General features: G+C 45.0%; 15 protein-coding genes. 14 read left to right on the plus strand and 1 reads right to left on the minus strand.

Annotated elements, in window-relative coordinates; all coding sequences use genetic code 11:
• Positions 1 to 13 precede the first annotated feature (13 nt).
• The 11 genes from WH96_RS03505 (at position 14) to WH96_RS03555 (ending at position 12,177) form a co-directional block, all read left to right on the plus strand.
• Positions 14 to 793, plus strand: coding sequence for an FAD binding domain-containing protein (locus tag WH96_RS03505; protein ID WP_047762674.1), 780 nt, complete (start codon positions 14 to 16; stop codon positions 791 to 793).
• 77 nt (positions 794 to 870) lie between these two features.
• Entirely contained in the window at positions 871 to 1,797 is a 927-nt protein-coding gene (locus tag WH96_RS03510; protein WP_047762675.1) for an AAA family ATPase, read from the plus strand.
• A gap of 6 nt (positions 1,798 to 1,803) precedes the next feature.
• Positions 1,804 to 3,024: a vWA domain-containing protein gene (locus WH96_RS03515; protein WP_047762676.1), complete on the plus strand. Its 1,221-nt coding sequence runs from the start codon at positions 1,804 to 1,806 to the stop codon at positions 3,022 to 3,024.
• A 25-nt stretch (positions 3,025 to 3,049) separates the two neighbouring features.
• Positions 3,050 to 3,397: an XdhC family protein gene (locus tag WH96_RS03520; RefSeq protein ID WP_047762677.1), complete on the plus strand. Its 348-nt coding sequence runs from the start codon at positions 3,050 to 3,052 to the stop codon at positions 3,395 to 3,397.
• Positions 3,394 to 4,071 (plus strand): XdhC family protein, encoded by a 678-nt coding sequence (locus WH96_RS03525; RefSeq protein WP_047762678.1) that lies wholly within the window; start codon positions 3,394 to 3,396, stop codon positions 4,069 to 4,071. The genes WH96_RS03520 and WH96_RS03525 overlap by 4 nt, the downstream gene beginning before the upstream one ends.
• The gene (locus WH96_RS03530; RefSeq protein ID WP_047762679.1) at positions 4,068 to 5,684 is read left to right on the plus strand and encodes an NTP transferase domain-containing protein; all 1,617 of its coding nucleotides are present in this window, start codon (positions 4,068 to 4,070) and stop codon (positions 5,682 to 5,684) included. Before WH96_RS03525 ends, WH96_RS03530 begins: the two co-directional genes overlap by 4 nt.
• On the plus strand, positions 5,681 to 6,112 hold the full coding sequence (locus WH96_RS03535; RefSeq protein WP_047762680.1) for an iron-sulfur cluster assembly scaffold protein: 432 nt from the start codon (positions 5,681 to 5,683) through the stop codon (positions 6,110 to 6,112). Before WH96_RS03530 ends, WH96_RS03535 begins: the two co-directional genes overlap by 4 nt.
• Before the next feature lie 118 nt (positions 6,113 to 6,230).
• Positions 6,231 to 8,627: an ATP-binding protein gene (locus WH96_RS21065; protein ID WP_053005635.1), complete on the plus strand. Its 2,397-nt coding sequence runs from the start codon at positions 6,231 to 6,233 to the stop codon at positions 8,625 to 8,627.
• Between the two features lie 266 nt (positions 8,628 to 8,893).
• Complete coding sequence (locus WH96_RS03545) at positions 8,894 to 9,763, plus strand: NAD(P)-dependent oxidoreductase (RefSeq protein WP_047762681.1); 870 nt, start codon at positions 8,894 to 8,896, stop codon at positions 9,761 to 9,763.
• A gap of 245 nt (positions 9,764 to 10,008) precedes the next feature.
• Positions 10,009 to 11,073, plus strand: a complete 1,065-nt coding sequence (locus tag WH96_RS03550) for a putative transporter (protein ID WP_047762682.1) — start codon at positions 10,009 to 10,011, stop codon at positions 11,071 to 11,073.
• Positions 11,074 to 11,214: 141 nt separating this feature from the next.
• Entirely contained in the window at positions 11,215 to 12,177 is a 963-nt protein-coding gene (locus WH96_RS03555) for a carbon-nitrogen hydrolase family protein (protein WP_047762683.1), read from the plus strand.
• Between the two features lie 11 nt (positions 12,178 to 12,188).
• Here WH96_RS03555 and WH96_RS03560 read toward each other — a convergent pair whose 3' ends face one another.
• Positions 12,189 to 13,877 carry a sensor histidine kinase gene (locus tag WH96_RS03560; protein WP_047762684.1) on the minus strand — a complete coding sequence of 563 codons (1,689 nt, stop codon included), beginning with the start codon at positions 13,875 to 13,877 and terminating at the stop codon, positions 12,189 to 12,191.
• A gap of 279 nt (positions 13,878 to 14,156) precedes the next feature.
• Between WH96_RS03560 and WH96_RS03565 the strand changes: the two genes are divergently transcribed.
• From WH96_RS03565 to WH96_RS03575, 3 genes are all read left to right on the plus strand, one after another.
• Positions 14,157 to 15,401: an aminotransferase class V-fold PLP-dependent enzyme gene (locus tag WH96_RS03565; protein WP_047762685.1), complete on the plus strand. Its 1,245-nt coding sequence runs from the start codon at positions 14,157 to 14,159 to the stop codon at positions 15,399 to 15,401.
• Positions 15,402 to 15,683: 282 nt separating this feature from the next.
• Positions 15,684 to 15,953: a PepSY domain-containing protein gene (locus WH96_RS03570; RefSeq protein WP_082130300.1), complete on the plus strand. Its 270-nt coding sequence runs from the start codon at positions 15,684 to 15,686 to the stop codon at positions 15,951 to 15,953.
• Between the two features lie 92 nt (positions 15,954 to 16,045).
• On the plus strand, positions 16,046 to 16,570 hold the full coding sequence (locus WH96_RS03575; protein ID WP_047762686.1) for a cytochrome b/b6 domain-containing protein: 525 nt from the start codon (positions 16,046 to 16,048) through the stop codon (positions 16,568 to 16,570).
• Positions 16,571 to 16,590: the final 20 nt, after the last annotated feature.

Here is a 16,590-nt window from a genome sequence, read left to right on the forward strand (position 1 = left end):
GGAGGAATAGATCATGTATGAATTTGACTATAAACGTCCAGGCACCATAGACGAAGTTGCTGGCCTCCTGAACGACGACACCGTCCTGCTTGCTGGCGGGCAAACCCTGATCCCGACGCTCAAACAGCGTTTGGCTCAACCTGAAACACTGGTTGATCTCAGTGCCATTGAATCATTGCGCGGGGTTTGCCCCGATGGTGATCAACTGGCAATCGGGGCCATGACAACCCATGCCGAAGTCGCAAACAAAGCAACAATCCCGGCATTGGCATCCCTTGCAGGTGGTATTGGCGATGCACAGGTTCGAAACCGAGGAACCATTGGTGGATCAATTGCCAACAATGACCCTGCTGCGGACTATCCGGCCGCGGTAGTCGGTTTAAACGCCGTGGTAAATACCAATCGACGGACCATTGCCGCAGATGATTTCTTCACCGATCTTTTTGAAACAGCCTTGGAAGAGGGTGAAATAATCACCAATGTGACCTTCCCCAAACCGGAAGCAGCTGCATACATAAAGTTCGATAATCCTGCGTCACGCTATGCCATTGTCGGTGTGATGGTTGCAAAAACCAGCGCTGGCATCAGAGTAGCTGTCACCGGTGCAGGGCCTTGTGTTTTCCGGCAGGCAGAAATGGAAGCAGCCCTTTCGGCAAGCTTCACACCACAGGCATTGGAAAACATTGCTGTGTCCGCAGATGGCCTGAATAGCGACATTCATGCCTCGGCAGAATATCGTGCCAACTTGATCAAAGTTCTGGCTAAACGCGCCGTTGTTCAAATAAACGGCTAAAATATCTGGTCGTAGCGGATCTCTATAATCTGCTGCGGCCATTTTTATGTTGTGATCATCTGCTTCCGGAGCACGTCATGCCCAAATCGTCTCAAATTTCCACTTCCATTGATGACGTTCTTCAAAAATTAGCCGACGGCAAGTATGTCGCTGACCGTTCTTTGGCGACAGTGATTCACCTTGCGCTGAACATGAAACGCCCACTGTTCCTCGAAGGGGAAGCCGGGGTCGGGAAAACGGAAATTGCCAAAGTGCTTTCCACAACCCTGGACAGGCCTCTGGTCCGTCTTCAGTGTTACGAAGGCCTTGATATCAACACTGCTGTCTACGAATGGAATTATACAAGACAAATGGTTGAGATCCGTATTGCCGAAGCTGCCGGCGATACAGATAGAGCAGGGCTTTCCAAAGATATATTCGCCCCGGAGTTTTTAATAAAACGACCTCTACTGGAGGCTTTGGAAAGCCACAACGGCAAAAGCCCTGTACTGCTCATTGATGAGTTGGATCGCGCGGATGAAGCCTTTGAGGCTTTTCTTTTGGAAGTATTATCTGATTACCAGATTACTATTCCAGAGCTTGGAACAATCAAGGCTGAAGAACCACCTATAGTCATTATCACATCCAATAGAACCCGGGAAATTCACGACGCCTTAAAACGTCGATGTCTTTATCACTGGGTTGATTATCCGGATGCCCTCAGAGAGCTTGAAATTCTAAAACTCAAAGCACCGGATGCAGCCGAAAAACTCAGTAATGAAGTCGTCCTTTTTGTTCAGGAGTTAAGAAAAAATCCGGAAATATTCAAGCAACCCGGTATTGCTGAAACTATCGACTGGACGAACGCGTTAACACAATTAAACCGCGTTTCTCTTGCACCGGAAATTGTCAGTGACACCTTGGGTGTTCTCTTAAAATACCAAGATGATATAAGCCGTATTCAGGGAAGTGAGGCCTCTGATATTTTAAGAAAAGTGCAGACCGAGATTGACCAAATAGGCTAGTATCTTATGCCCTCACAGCGCTCTTCTCAAAACAGTCAATTCAAAGAAGGCTATCTGGCCGAAAATATTATGCACTTCGCCCGGACATTGAGAAAGGCTGGTCTTTCACTGCCTCCTGCACGGGTTTTAGAAGCTATTGATGCCATCACCTTTTCCGGTCTCACCAGACGAGACGATATCCATGCGACTTTCCAGTGCCTTTTTATCAACAGCAGGGATCAGCAGGAGATTTTCGATCAGTGTTTTCATATTTTCTGGCGCAATCCTGAATTTCTGGAACGCGCCATGTCATTGCTGTTGCCAACAACATTTCTGGAAAACGCCCCTCAGGATGAAAAAGACAAAGCCCTCAAGCGTGTGAGCCAGGCATTCGCACCCGAACAAAAGAAACAACCCGCTCCCGAGAAAGATGAAGAAGAACCGGAAATCGAGTTTGATGCACGACTAACAAGTTCCGATGAGAAAGTTCTTCGCCATAAAGACTTTGAGCAGATGAGTGCCCAAGAACAGCAAAAAGCTTTGAATCTCATCAAGCGTTTGCAGTTACCCGCAGAACAGATCAAAACTCGGCGCTTTTCGCCGTCAGTCCAAAAGCAACGCATCGATACCCGCAGAACAATGCAAGCATCCATGAGACGTGGCGCGGATATTATTGAGCTGAAGTATAAAGCAAAAAAAATACAACGCGCCCCACTGGTTATTTTGTGCGATATTTCCGGTTCTATGAGTGAATACAGCCGAATGTTACTCCATTTCATTCATAGCCTTATCTCTGCACGTGATCGTATTCATAGTTTTACCTTTGGCACGGAGCTACACAACATCACTAGACAAATGAAATACCGGGATGTCGATGAGGCTCTCGCTGCGGTTGGCCAGCAAATTGATGACTGGTCGGGGGGAACTCGAATCAGCAGCGCATTGCATGATTTTAATCAACACTGGTCACGACGCGTTTTGGGACAACGTGCGAACGTTCTTTTAATAACAGATGGCCTAGAACGAGATGGTGCATACGATCTTTCAGTAGAAATGGATCGGCTACACAAATCCTGTCGAAAGCTTATATGGCTGAATCCCCTTCTCAGGTACGATGCATTTCAGGCAAAAGCCCGTGGCATTAAATTAATGTTACCACACGTTGATGAATTTAGAAGTGCACACAATATAAATAGTCTGGAAGGCTTGATCGAAAGCCTGCAAAATAACAGCCGCCCCGCACAGTAACGACATAGTAATGGATCCATAGGGAATGATTAAAGAAAACGGAAACGAAACATCTACCGAGGATCTGTTGAAAACCGCAGCGGCATGGCACGACGAAGGCCGTAAAGTCGCTTTGGCAACCGTTATTAAAACATGGGGCTCATCACCACGTCAGGCCGGAAGCATAATGATCATTGATCAAAATATGACCATGCTCGGTTCAGTCAGTGGTGGTTGTATCGAAGGTGCCGTGATTCAGGAAGCTTTGGAAATTATGGACCACGGCAAGGCAGATATTCTGGAATTTGGTGTCGGTGACGAACAGGCGTGGAATGTCGGCTTAGCCTGCGGCGGAACCATCCAAGTTTATGTTGAACGATTGGAAGCGACATGAAGCGCGCAATCCTTGATGAGCTCAACCTCGCCAAAGCAAGAAAAGAAACCACCGTTCTTCTCACCAATCTCAAAAACGGTGAACAGGAACTCATTTACCCCCTAAGATCTGATGTAAAACATCCCCTTCTGGATGATCTCAAAACAGCCATTCGAGACGACAAATCCTATGTACACGTAACAGAAAACGAAGAGACATTCATTCAGGTTTTTAATCCGCCCTTACGCCTGATTATTGTTGGTGCCGTTCACATATCACAATTCTTAGTGCCAATGGCACAATCAGTGGGCTATGAGGTTATCCTTATTGATCCACGTAGTGCTTTTGGCAACAAAACCCGCTTTCCGAATTGTGAAATCACCAACGAATGGCCTGATGAGGCAATGGAAGATCTTAAACCCGACCACAGAACAGCCGTCGTTTTGTTGACACATGATCCCAAACTGGATGATCCAGCACTTGAAGCATCTTTACAATCAGACGCTTTTTATATCGGTGCACTGGGCAGTAAAAGAACCCACGCCAAAAGACTTGATCGTTTGAGTAGTCTAAACAATCTGAAACGGATAGAAGGACCAATCGGCTTGGATATCGGAGCTAAAAACCCTGCTGAAATTGCCGTATCTATTCTGGCTTCGATCACGAAATTCCTGCGCCATGGGGACAAGAAGTGATTTTCGCTGAAATTAAAACACAGAAAGCCGAAGGCACCTATCTGGCCCACTCGATTAACACTCACAAGGGTCGCTTAAGCAAAGGGCACCATCTGACATCGCCTGACATCAATGAACTGTTATTGTCAGATATTGTGACCGTAACCACTATTCGACTTGAAGAACACGATGTCCACGAGGATATTGCTGCCGCACAACTTGGTCAGTTTGTCTCTGGCAAAGGCGTCAAAACGAGCCCGTCTTTTACAGGTCGCTGTAATATTTACAGCACAGCACACGGCATCTTTGAAACCACACCACAAGAAGTCGGTAACATCAATTCGATAGATGAAGCCATCACGTTGGCAACGCTTTCACCTTATAATGTTGTTCATCCAGATCAGCTTGTCGCCACAGCAAAAATTATTCCGCTCGCAGCATCGTCAAAGGCTTTAGACGCAGCTAGGGGACTGGCTCAACTTACGGTTCACCCTTTCCAGAAGCTGAAAGTCGGGCTGGTCCTTACCCAATTACCCCAAACCAAAAAATCTGTTCTGAAGAAAACACAAACGGTTGTGAACCAGCGGCTCAAATCCTGCGCAAATGAACTCGCAACAACAACCATTGTTGATCACAATCCCAACGCCATTGCCGCTGCCATAAACACCCTGCGCGAAAGCAATCACAACCTCATATTGATTTTTGGGGCCTCGGCGATTGTGGATCGGCAAGATGCCCTACCCAAGGGTCTAGAGCTTTCGGGCGGCGAGATCGAACATTTTGGAATGCCAGTGGATCCGGGAAACTTACTTCTTCTCGGTAATCATTCAGGTAGTGCTGTAATCGGTTTGCCCGGTTGTGCTAGGTCACCAAAACTCAACGGCTTTGACTGGATTTTACAACGTATTATCGCAGGGTTGGATGTCTCAAAAGATACCATCATGCAAATGGGATGCGGCGGCTTGCTCTCTGAAATTCCAACACGCCCGCAACCGAGAGAAAAAATGCTTTCAGACTCAATATCTCACCGCCCCAAAGTGACCGCTATTCTGCTTGCCGCAGGGCAGTCCCGCAGGATGGGTCCCGAAAATAAGCTCCTTCAGGAATGGCACGGCAAACCACTTGTAAAATGGGTTGCAGATAACATTGGCGAAAGTAATGTAGATCATACAATTGTGATAACCGGACACGAAGCTGATTTAGTACAGGAAAATCTGCAGTCCAACGATGTAGAATATGTGTACAACCCTGACTTTGATGAAGGCCTCAGTACGTCTTTGATCAAAGGATTAATGGCTGTACCAGCAGACTGCGATGCCGTCATGATCTGTTTAGGTGATATGCCGTCGATCCATAGCACACAACTGAATAAATTGATCAGTGCCTATGACCCGGTAAACGGCGCAGCTATCTGTGTTCCGACATTTGAAGGTAAACGAGGAAACCCTGTGTTATGGAGCACAACCTTCATTCCCGAAATGCTTAATCTAAAGGGTGATAGCGGTGCAAGACATCTTCTGGGGAACTATCCCGGTGACTTGCAGGAAGTGACTATGGATAATACATCTGTACTTTCTGATATAGACACACCTGAAGCGTTATCGACACTACGCAAAACGAGTTTCACAACATGACTGAATTGATGCCTGATGAAGACCTCTATAACAAAGAGCTTCTGCGCCTTGCTGCTATGGGCGACTGTCGCCTGGAAGGTTTTGATCATACGATAACTCACGATAATCCCCTTTGTGGGGACCGAATTACCCTTGACCTGAGAATGGATCAAAAACTGATTCAGACAATTGGCTACAAAGCTCGTTCATGCGCGCTCTGCAAAGCATCGACACAACTTATCAAAGAGCTTTCTTCTGGACATGATCTCATAGAATTACAAGACATTCATAATCATTTGAAGTTACAGCTAAAGGAAAATTTACCTATATCACTTCCTAATAAATGGGAATCATTCCATATTTTCCAACCTGTTGCGGCAATCAAAAACAGACATAGCTGTGTATTACTTCCCTTTCAGGCCCTCGCCAAAATAGAAACAATTTATTAAAACAATCAATTATATACTTGCTCTGATTACGAATAGAAGTTTTGCTTCCTGATCTGCAAGATTTCCAAATCTAGTGCGTGCGTTACAAAGTCAACACGTGAAAGGGCTGGCAAAGATTATGTCGATACAGAGCAAAATTGGATCACTCCTGGCTATACTATTCCTTGTCTTGATCGCTACGAGTGCTGGCATCCTCTATATTGTTGTTGCGCCAGAATTTGCCGACCTTGATCGCGAAAATACCATTCACCGATCACAGCAGATACAAAATACACTCCACGATGAATTGGAAGATCTGAAAATCTATTCTAGTGACTGGGGTGTGTGGGATGATACCTATAACTATATGGTATCAAAAGATCCTGATTTCATTTCAGCCAGTGCACCTGATGATACTTTTCTGTTAACAGATATTCATCTCATAGCCTTTTATGACATGAACAATGATATCGTATGGGGGCGTTGGTTTGATAAAGATGCAGAGGCCTTTAGCGATCTTGAAATCACTTTCGTCGACAACAAAACCAGAACTGTGATGTCACCTCTGGCTGTTGTTGCAAGTAATGGCATGGCTGGATTTGCACAAACGACACGTGGCCCCATGATGCTCGCGGCTCATCCTATTCTTAAAAGTAATTTGGACGGTCCAGCTCGGGGAATCGCCATAACGGGTAGATACCTTGATCAAGCCCGCATGAGCAAGATTGCAGAAGATTTGAACGCCGAGTTCAATACCGTCTTCAGCCTTGATCAAAGCATCGCAGATAAACAGAACCTCCCTATCCCAGTTATCTCAGATCCTCTTCAAATCGACGCTATCGGCCTGTACGATGATCAAGATAACAAGATGCTTTATTCCTATATCGATATCATCGCCATGAACGATGTAAAACTGATGCGTCTGGTTCACCCCCATGCGATGGAAATCTTGAACAAGGGGCAATTTGCCATTGCAACCGTTTTGCAACTTTTTGCTGCTTTTTTTGCGATCGCTTTATTTTTCATCGTTGTTTCTCTCCATAAAATTGTTATCAATCCTCTGGCGACGCTTAGGAACAAAATAAACGCCATGAAAATGAGCGAAACTCTGACAGCCGAGGCAATTTCAGAAACCCAATCAAATGAATTATTACTGGCATTGGAAAGTTTTGATGCCATGGAAGCAGAAATTAGTCAGTACCAAAGTGATCTGGAAGACAAGGTACGAGACAGAACTCATTGGTTACAGGAAACCAATGACCGACTGGAAGACGAAGTTGCGGAAAGGCAACGTACAGAAGAACACCTTCTCGCAGCAAAGATAGAAGCCGAACAAGCAAGTCGAAGCAAATCAGAATTCCTTGCTACTATGAGCCACGAAATTCGCACGCCCATGAACGGCGTCGTCGGCATGACAAACTTGCTTTTGGAAAGTAAACTTGATCAAGAACAGTTGGAATATACCAATTCTATCAAAAATTCTGCAGATCATCTCATATTATTAATCAACGATATTCTGGACATTTCAAAGCTGGAAGCAGGTGTAAGTAAATTAGAGATCAGCACCTTTAATCTACCAGAAATTCTGGAATCTGTGACATCTGCACAACGTCCAAAAGCGTCATCAAAAAGTTTAGCCCTAATTTCAGAAATCGACCCAGCTTTACCTGAATTAGTAAAGAGTGACCCAACAAGACTTCGCCAAGTACTTTTCAATCTTGTGGGAAATGCGATCAAGTTTACGGATACCGGCTATATCAAAATTACGGTATCTCCGGACAAACCACGTGCAGGAAACACGCAGTGGATTAAATGTTCCGTAGAAGATACCGGTATTGGTATCAGCGATGAAGATCAGGATCGCATTTTTGAACGCTTCACCCAAGCCGACGGAACTTCTTCTCGAAAACATGGTGGTGCCGGTCTTGGACTTTCAATCGTTAAACGCCTTAGCAAACAAATGGACGGAGAGATTGGTCTCGAAAGTTCCCTCGGCAATGGCAGTACATTCTGGTTCACGATACCATTGGAAGTTGTTGAACCGATAGAAACAGATGCCGCACCTCTCCAGACAGAGCAATCCGCCCAGCAAGAAGAGATAGCATCGGATATACCTGCAGCGACAGTCGTAAAGCCAGTAACTCTGCCAGACAATGAGCAGCTGCATATCCTTATCGCCGAAGATAATAAAATTAATCAGATACTTCTAACAAAGTTTTTGATAAAGCGCGGCCACAAACCAGAAGTCGCTTTTAATGGCATTGAAGCGCTTGAGTATCTGAAACACAAAGACCCGGATATTATTCTCATGGATATCCAAATGCCGGAAATGGACGGTATCGAAGCAACCAAGGCAATTCGTGCACTTGATGGTTACAAGTCACAAATTCCGATCATTGCCGTAACAGCAAACGCCATGAAAGGTGATCGGGATACCTATATCGCAGCTGGCATGAATGATTACGTAGCAAAGCCTGTCGATTTCAGCATTCTTATGGACGTGATTAAACAGTATCTCCCAGCGAAAGTATCTTAGATAAGGATCGTCACAGGCTGTGAGACTTTGAACACTGGATAGCTCCAGTTTTTAATTCCCGTACTTTTTCGAGTGTCTCCACATTGTCTCTATGATTTAGAGGACAATGTGTCCTGCCTCTTGCCCTACTCCTTTCAAGTTCCTAAGCTCTCATCGATTCAACAAAAATGAACTCTGGGGAATAAGTCAGGGCGGGTCCTTTTCTTTGGAATCACTCTCACTTTTATAGCCCCATGATGTTCGCTTAAAACTTAGGGAGCAAAAATATGGCAAAGGTTGCGTTTATCGGTTTGGGTGTTATGGGTTATCCAATGGCAGGACACCTTGCCGCAAAAGGGCATGACGTCAGTGTTTACAATCGCACAAGTGCCAAAGCCGACGCCTGGGTCAAAGAACATGGCGGTCGCAGCGGCACAACCCCTCGCGCGGCATCAGAGGGTGCAGAAATTGTTTTCTGTTGCGTCGGTAACGATGATGATCTGCGCTCTGTTGTTCTCGGCGAAGATGGTATCTTCGCTGGCATGACTGCAGATACTATTCTGGTAGATCACACGACGGCCTCTGCCGATGTCGCCCGTGAACTCGATGCTATCGCCCGTGAGAAATCGATCCATTTTATCGACGCGCCTGTATCCGGTGGACAGGCCGGTGCTGAAAACGGCGTTCTGACCGTTATGTGTGGCGGAGAACAAGTCGCCTTTGATCGCATCAAACCAGTTGCCGATTGTTTCTCTCGTGCTGTCACCCTGATGGGACCTGTGGGTTCAGGACAATTAACGAAGATGGTCAACCAGATTGCAATTGCCGGCCTCGTTCAGGGTCTCAGTGAAGCCATGAACTTCGGCCAGAAAGCAAATCTGGATATGGAAAAGGTCATTGACGTAATTTCCAAGGGTGCCGCCGGTTCCTGGCAAATGGAGAACCGGGGCTCCACCATGTGTCAGGGCGAGTTCGAATTTGGCTTTGCCGTCGATTGGATGCGTAAAGATCTTGGTATCTGTTTCGAGGAGTCAAAACGAAATGGTGCCCGCTTGCCCGTTACTCATCTTGTCGATCAGTTCTACGCTCAGGTTCAGGCCCGTGGCGGCAATCGCTGGGATACATCCAGCCTGGTGCACCTGCTACAAAACGATTAATTGTGAACTCAGCCAAACAGCAACAAGTCATCACGGCTTGTTGCTGTTTTTCTATGCCTATTCAATTCAGATCTGAGTTATCCCGGAACAGACAATCCTTAGCGACAATAATGTTACCCGCATTTCAAGTTATTGTGATTTCACGCCTTATCACATCTAACAGGCAAATACAGCCTTGATCCTACCACAAGCCATCGCCATGATACCCGCAATCAATTTGACTAGGGCCACAGAGAAAGAACCACATGTTTCACAGTTTTTTTAAATCCAAAGAATGGACTCTTTGGGCCTATGGTGGAGGCCTATTACTGCTTTCAATAGTTTGGATACAGGTACAATTTTCGGTTATTTTTAACGAATGGTACCAAAGATTTTACGATCTACTTCAAAACGCTGGAGACTATAAAGATAATCCAGAGGAAGGTATTCGACTATTTTACGAAACTCTTTTTGGCTTGGAATTCCTAAACACTTGGTCTCGTGAAGATATTTCATTTCTTATAGCAGCTATGCCTATGATTCTTCTCGGGACTTTTGCCAACTGGTTTACACGGATTTACGTTTTAAGGTGGCGCCAAGCCATGACTTTCAACTTCATTCCTCGCTGGAGAACGGTGAAGGAAGAGATTGAAGGAGCTTCTCAACGTATTCAAGAGGACTGTTACCGATTTGCTAGTATTGTCGAACATCTAGGGACTGATATCGTCAATTCATTATTGACCTTAATTGCGTTCATACCAATTCTCTGGTCCCTAAGTGACAAAGTAGAACTTCCCTATATAAGAGACATAGAAGGTTCACTGGTATGGTTATCCCTAATTGTATCGATTGGGGGAATAGTTGTTTCATGGATAGTCGGATCTAAATTACCAGGCATTGAATATGACAAACAAAAAACTGAAGCCGCATTTAGAAAAGACCTAGTCCTTGGAGAAGAGGATAAATCTAAATATGCCCAACCCCAAAACCTATTTTCACTCTTTATTGGTGTTAAATTTAACGCGCATCGGCTTTTTAAACACTATAGCTATTTCGATATCTGGAGATATTCTTACAAACAATTGATGATTATTGCGCCATTTATTGTAATGGGCCCTAGTCTTTTCACTGGCACTATTTTACTTGGCGTATTGATGCAAACGTCAAACGCCTTTGGGCAGGTGCATGGCAGTTTTTCTTATTTTCTAGATAACTGGGTAATCATTACCGAACTTCGTTCAATCCATAAACGACTTCATGAATTTGAGAAGAATTTACAAAAGTATGAAGAAAAAGAACCAGTAAAAATAATAACTACTGCTGAAGAATAAACAAACTCAAACAAAAAGCCCTCTATACGAGGGCTTTTTCACATTCTTGCGGTAAAGAGAGCCCAGTTATAGATCAAACTTTGATCCGCTGAAATCAGCATGCTTAACTCTGGATAAGTTCATTTTATTCGGAGTTATAGTATGTCAGCCAATAAAGATCTTTTGACCGTTGGGCTTGCCCAGATTACCCCCATCTGGCTCAATCGTGAAGCGACGATAGAGAAAATTATCGATTATATAAACCAAGCGGCAGATCAAGGCTGTGATCTCGTTGGCTTTGGTGAAGCCTTGGCACCCGGATATCCCTTCTGGCTTGATCGAACCGATGGCGCGCGTTTTAACAACGAAATCCAAAAGGAAATCCATGCAAAGTATCTAGATGAAGGCGTCTGCATTGAACGCGGTGATCTTGCATCTGTTTGTGAAACGGCAAAAGTGCGAGAGATCGCCGTCTATGTCGGCATAATGGAACGTCCGCTTGATCGGGCTGGACACAGCCTTTATTGCACCCTCGTTTATATTGATAAGCAGGGTCAAATCGGCTCAGTCCATCGCAAACTTATGCCAACCTACGAAGAACGTCTGGCATGGGCCCCCGGCGATGGTCATGGCCTACGCACCCATGCCCTTGGGGAGTTCACCGTTGGTGGTTTGAATTGCTGGGAAAACTGGATGCCACTTGCTCGTGCTTCGCTCTATGCACAAGGCGAAGATCTGCACTTTTCCTGTTGGCCCGGTGGCGATCACAACACCCATGATTTACCCGGCTTTATTGCCAAGGAATCCCGATCCTACACAATGTTTGTCTGTGGCTTAATGCAGATAGAAGACATCACAGATGATATTCCCCACGCAGATCTTATCAGAGCAGGTGAGAGTACCGGATTATTAGCCAATGGCGGCAGCTGTCTGATGGGGCCGGACGGCAAATGGATTATCGAACCTATTGTTGGTGAAGAGCGTTTAGCCGTCGCAACAATCGACCACAAATTGGTTCGAAGAGAACGTCAAAACTTTGATCCTGCCGGACATTATTCAAGACCAGACGTTACACAACTAACAGTGAATAGAGAGCGTCAGTCCACAGTGAAATTCACAGGATAAAAGTAAGGAACTTAATGCAGAGGTCGATGATCCGGATTGGCCTCTGCATCCTGATCGGCTTTAGGCCCTTGGACAGAAGATGTGACAGATGATCTGTCTAAACTTCTCTCTTGAGGAAAAGAGACACAAACACTTGTGCCAACTCCGAGTTCACTTTCGATGGCAACTTGTCCGCCGTGTAATTCGACAAGAGAATTCACAATATGAAGCCCCAGACCAGTTCCCTCGTGGTTACGCGTTAGAGCCTCACTTACCTGATGGAACGGGTCCATAACCTTGGCCAAATCTTCGTTGCTGATCCCGATACCTTTATCGGCAACAGTAAGACAAATATTACCCTGTTTGATCACAGCGGCAGTAATAATCACCTCACCCTGTTCACTTGAAAACTTGATCGCATTCGATAACAGATTAATCAATATCTGTTTTATCCGGCGTGCATCCGCATAAAGATACGGTAGATCTTTCGATACCTCAGTAATGAGTGAAATGTTTTGGCTGTCTGCTCTGTTTGCAAGCATTGTCATGGATGAGTCAATCACTGCCGATAGATCCACTTCTGTTTCCAGAAGATTCATATCCCCTGATTCGAGTTTGGAAACATCGAGAATATCATTCAGGACTTCTAACAGGTGCACCCCTGCATTGTTAATATCAACACAATAATCTCTGTATCTTTCCTGCCCTAGAGGACCAAAGGATTCATTTTTAAGAAGTTCAGAAAACCCGATAATACAATTAAGCGGCGTACGGAGTTCGTGGCTCATATTTGCCAAAAACTCATTTTTGCTACGACTTGCCAACTGTTCTTTACTCATAGCATTGCGCAATTGCTCTTCTGTGTTAATGCGCGTCTGCAATTCTGCCTGCAATTCCGCTGTACGTAACTTCACACGTCGCTCGAGGCTAAGATTGGACTCTTCCAACGCCTCTGCAACTTTCTTTTGGACGGTGATATCAGTGTACGTCGTAACAAATCCATCCTGAAGTGGGTTCCCACAAACCTCGACAACAGTTCCATCGGTTCGCGTGCGTTCAAGATGATGCGGCTCAAACTTATACGCCAGTTCCAGACGTTCATTGACTTGATGGTCGATATTCCCCGGTCCGTATTCTCCCCGTTCAGCATTATAGCGAAAAAGGTCGGCCATAGAAGTGCCGGGCTTACCAAGTTTTTGAGGAAAATCCATGAGCTCAAGAAAACGCTGATTACACAGTACCAGCTTACAGTCACGATCAAAGAGAGAAATACCTTGGGTGATATTTTCAATAACGGTTTTCAACTGCCCTGCGATTGCAATCACACCACCCATCATGGACGCAGATGCATCGCTGACCAGTAAGTATATCCCCCCATTATTCAAAAAATTCATTCTGATTTTGGTTAATTTCAGGCTTGGTTTTTGAAATACGATGGGCTGCCCGATTTCCATAAAGTGAAGCCATTCATCCAAAATTTCGACTTCCGCTCCTTTTGCAGGAACACGAATATCACTACCGATACACTCTAGAAGAATATCATTCAGACAGGCATTGGGCTCAACAAGACTTTTGCTTATGCCTAAAAGCTTCCGGAAATCATTGTCACACCCAATCAATCTGCGATCTTGATTAAAAAAGGCAACAGCTTGGTTTGGCAGATAAAGCGGGCTGGCGTACTCCGCAGAGCTATCTGCCTGAGTAACCTTTTGTTTCTCCATACTGTTGACCTCAAAAATATAGCAATGGCTTGTTTTCCAGCCTTGATCATAAAAGGTACACGGTAAACTCTTAAAAATTAGTTGCCCTTAAAGGTGGTTCTTGACCTCAAGCCTATAAACGCGGTTACATATCAAACAGAAACACTTAATCAGTTTTATTTCCATCCCCGATAGCAAACTATCATTCAACAACTGTATTTCTCAAATCCAAGCGCCATCCAATCAGCTTGGAATTATTCCGGTTTTAACAGGTACACGCTAGAGAGAGAAAAGACTTTCATGACAACATTAGATCTAGATTTTGTTCGCTCCCAATTTCCGGCTTTCAAAGAAGCTTCTCTACAAGACTGGTCATTCTTTGAAAATGCAGGGGGGTCTTATGCCTGTCATCAGGTCATTGACCGTCTCAACAGCTACTACCGAGAAACAAAATTGCAACCCTATCATCCTTTCCCTGCATCTGAAGCCGCGGGTCGGGAAATGGATCAGGCACTTATCAACCTTGCAGCCTATCTAAATGTTTCTGAATCAGAAATTGATCTCGGACCCTCTACCAGCCAGAATACCTATGTACTGGCACAGGCTTTTCGCGCAACCATGCAAGAAGGCGATGAAATCATCGTCACTAATCAAGATCACGAAGCTAATTCGGGTGTCTGGCGCAAATTATCCGACACCGGTATCATCGTCAGAGAATGGCGTGTTGATCCGGAAACAGGATATCTGAATCTCTCCGATCTCGATAATTTACTGAATGACAAAACCCGCCTCGTAACCTTCCCTCATTGTTCAAATATCATTGCCTATGTGAATCCCGTTGCCGAAATTTCTGCACGGGCGCATGCGATTGGCGCAAAGGTTGTTGTCGATGGCGTTTCCTATGCCGGACATGGTTTCCCTGATGTTTCGGCTCTAGGGGCGGATGTCTATCTTTTCTCACTTTATAAAACATACGGCCCGCATCAAGGACTAATGGTTATTCGCCAAGAAACAAGAGACATGTTGGCCTATCAGGGGCATTTCTTTAACAAGGATCTTGCCCACAAACGATTTGTGCCTGCGGGCCCAGACCATGCCCAAGTTGCTGCATCCAGCGGAATTACAGAATATTTTGATACCGTACATGCGCACCACTTTGGCCAGCAAACAAGCTCTGTAAAACGGGGGCAGGATGTGCATGATCTTTTTCAGGCACAGGAACAGGCCTTGATGGTTCCCTTGCTTGAATATATCCGAGGCAGAAATGATTTACGCCTTTTGGGCCCGGATAAACCAGAAGACAGAGCCCCAACCATTTCCCTGATTATCAAACAAAATGGGATTACCAAACGAAATGGACGATCCGTTGCCGAAGATTTATCACAACACGGCATCATGGCAGCTGGCGGACATTTTTATTCCTATCGACTTTTTGAAGGGATGAATCTGGATCCTGAATCCGGTGCACTTCGCGTTTCCTTTGTTCACTACACCAGCCCCGACGACATCCAAAAATTACTCAAAGCACTCGATCAGGTTCTATAAACAGACACATCTCTCCCATATCCAAAGCCCCTTTCCTGTTTTCATCACAAGGAAGGGGATGCCGTGTTTTGGTACACACTCCCCGCACTTACTGCTAATTTCCCGTGATGGAACCACTCGCCATCAAACGTCAAAATCGGTCGAGTGCAACGAATAAACCCTTATAAACCGGACATAAACTTTTGATATAGAGGTCCCTTTATAAGCCAAAGTTCAATAGATTTATCATCTGTTCTTCCTCAGGTTCTGTTCATCACGAACACAAAACCAAAGGACAAGAACATGAAACAGCTAAAACAAACCATCCTCTTTTCTTCCATCGGAATCTTCACTCTCGCGGGTGTGGCTTTTGCTCACAGTTTGGATGGCACCTATGCCGGAAAATCCGAAACAGAAATCACAGGTCTTTTGCAAGCCCAGGGATATGAAGTACGGGAAATCGAAGTCGAAGATGAATATCTTGAAGCCTATGCTTTGAAAGACGGCATTCGCTACGAAATTTATGTTAATCCCCAAACAGGTAACATCATCAAAGTAGAAGAAGACGATTAATTCCTTCTCGCTCGATCTCTTACTCGGAGAGGCGGTAATGCCTCTCCGTTCCTTTTTCTTATCATCAGATAACAGTTATTACCGGAGGCCTCATGCAAGATGTAAAAGTATGGGATCTGTTTATCCGCCTTTTTCATGGCAGCGTCGCAATCCTCTTTCTTGCTAACTTCTTTGTAATTGAAGATGGCAACACACTTCACAGCTATCTTGGCTATATTTTACTTGGACTGTTAGTCCTCCGCTTTGTCTGGGGATTTATTGGCGGCTATCACGCACGCTTTGAAAACTTCGCACCAAGTAAAGAAAGCCTAAAGGAACACCTACGTAGTATAGTGCTTAGAGAGAAGGACGTTCATCTTGGCCACAACCCGCTTGGCGCCATTATGGTGTTCAACCTGCTGGGATCACTTACACTATTATGTTTAACCGGCATTCTTGCTGAAACAGATATGTTTTGGGGAATGAAATGGCTCGAAGAAATTCACGAATTTCTGGCAAACTACACCATGCTCTCAGTCGCATTTCATCTGTTGGGCGTTGCCTGGGAGACAAAACGATCTAAAATCAATATTGTAAAAGCTATGATTACGGGTAAAAAATCTCTTCCTAAATACTAAGAGATCTAAATACCCAGAAG

The organism is Kiloniella spongiae (assembly GCF_001026905.1).
Classification (GTDB): Bacteria; Pseudomonadota; Alphaproteobacteria; order Kiloniellales; family Kiloniellaceae; genus Kiloniella; species Kiloniella spongiae.

Coding starts and splice junctions, on each gene's coding strand:
- WH96_RS03505 (WP_047762674.1), top strand. CDS start 14: ATGTATGAATTTGACTATAAACGTCCAGGCACCATAGACGAAGTTGCT.
- WH96_RS03510 (WP_047762675.1), top strand. CDS start 871: ATGCCCAAATCGTCTCAAATTTCCACTTCCATTGATGACGTTCTTCAA.
- WH96_RS03515 (WP_047762676.1), top strand. CDS start 1,804: ATGCCCTCACAGCGCTCTTCTCAAAACAGTCAATTCAAAGAAGGCTAT.
- WH96_RS03520 (WP_047762677.1), top strand. CDS start 3,050: ATGATTAAAGAAAACGGAAACGAAACATCTACCGAGGATCTGTTGAAA.
- WH96_RS03525 (WP_047762678.1), top strand. CDS start 3,394: ATGAAGCGCGCAATCCTTGATGAGCTCAACCTCGCCAAAGCAAGAAAA.
- WH96_RS03535 (WP_047762680.1), top strand. CDS start 5,681: ATGACTGAATTGATGCCTGATGAAGACCTCTATAACAAAGAGCTTCTG.
- WH96_RS21065 (WP_053005635.1), top strand. CDS start 6,231: ATGTCGATACAGAGCAAAATTGGATCACTCCTGGCTATACTATTCCTT.
- WH96_RS03545 (WP_047762681.1), top strand. CDS start 8,894: ATGGCAAAGGTTGCGTTTATCGGTTTGGGTGTTATGGGTTATCCAATG.
- WH96_RS03550 (WP_047762682.1), top strand. CDS start 10,009: ATGTTTCACAGTTTTTTTAAATCCAAAGAATGGACTCTTTGGGCCTAT.
- WH96_RS03555 (WP_047762683.1), top strand. CDS start 11,215: ATGTCAGCCAATAAAGATCTTTTGACCGTTGGGCTTGCCCAGATTACC.
- WH96_RS03560 (WP_047762684.1), bottom strand. CDS start 13,877: ATGGAGAAACAAAAGGTTACTCAGGCAGATAGCTCTGCGGAGTACGCC.
- WH96_RS03565 (WP_047762685.1), top strand. CDS start 14,157: ATGACAACATTAGATCTAGATTTTGTTCGCTCCCAATTTCCGGCTTTC.
- WH96_RS03570 (WP_082130300.1), top strand. CDS start 15,684: ATGAAACAGCTAAAACAAACCATCCTCTTTTCTTCCATCGGAATCTTC.
- WH96_RS03575 (WP_047762686.1), top strand. CDS start 16,046: ATGCAAGATGTAAAAGTATGGGATCTGTTTATCCGCCTTTTTCATGGC.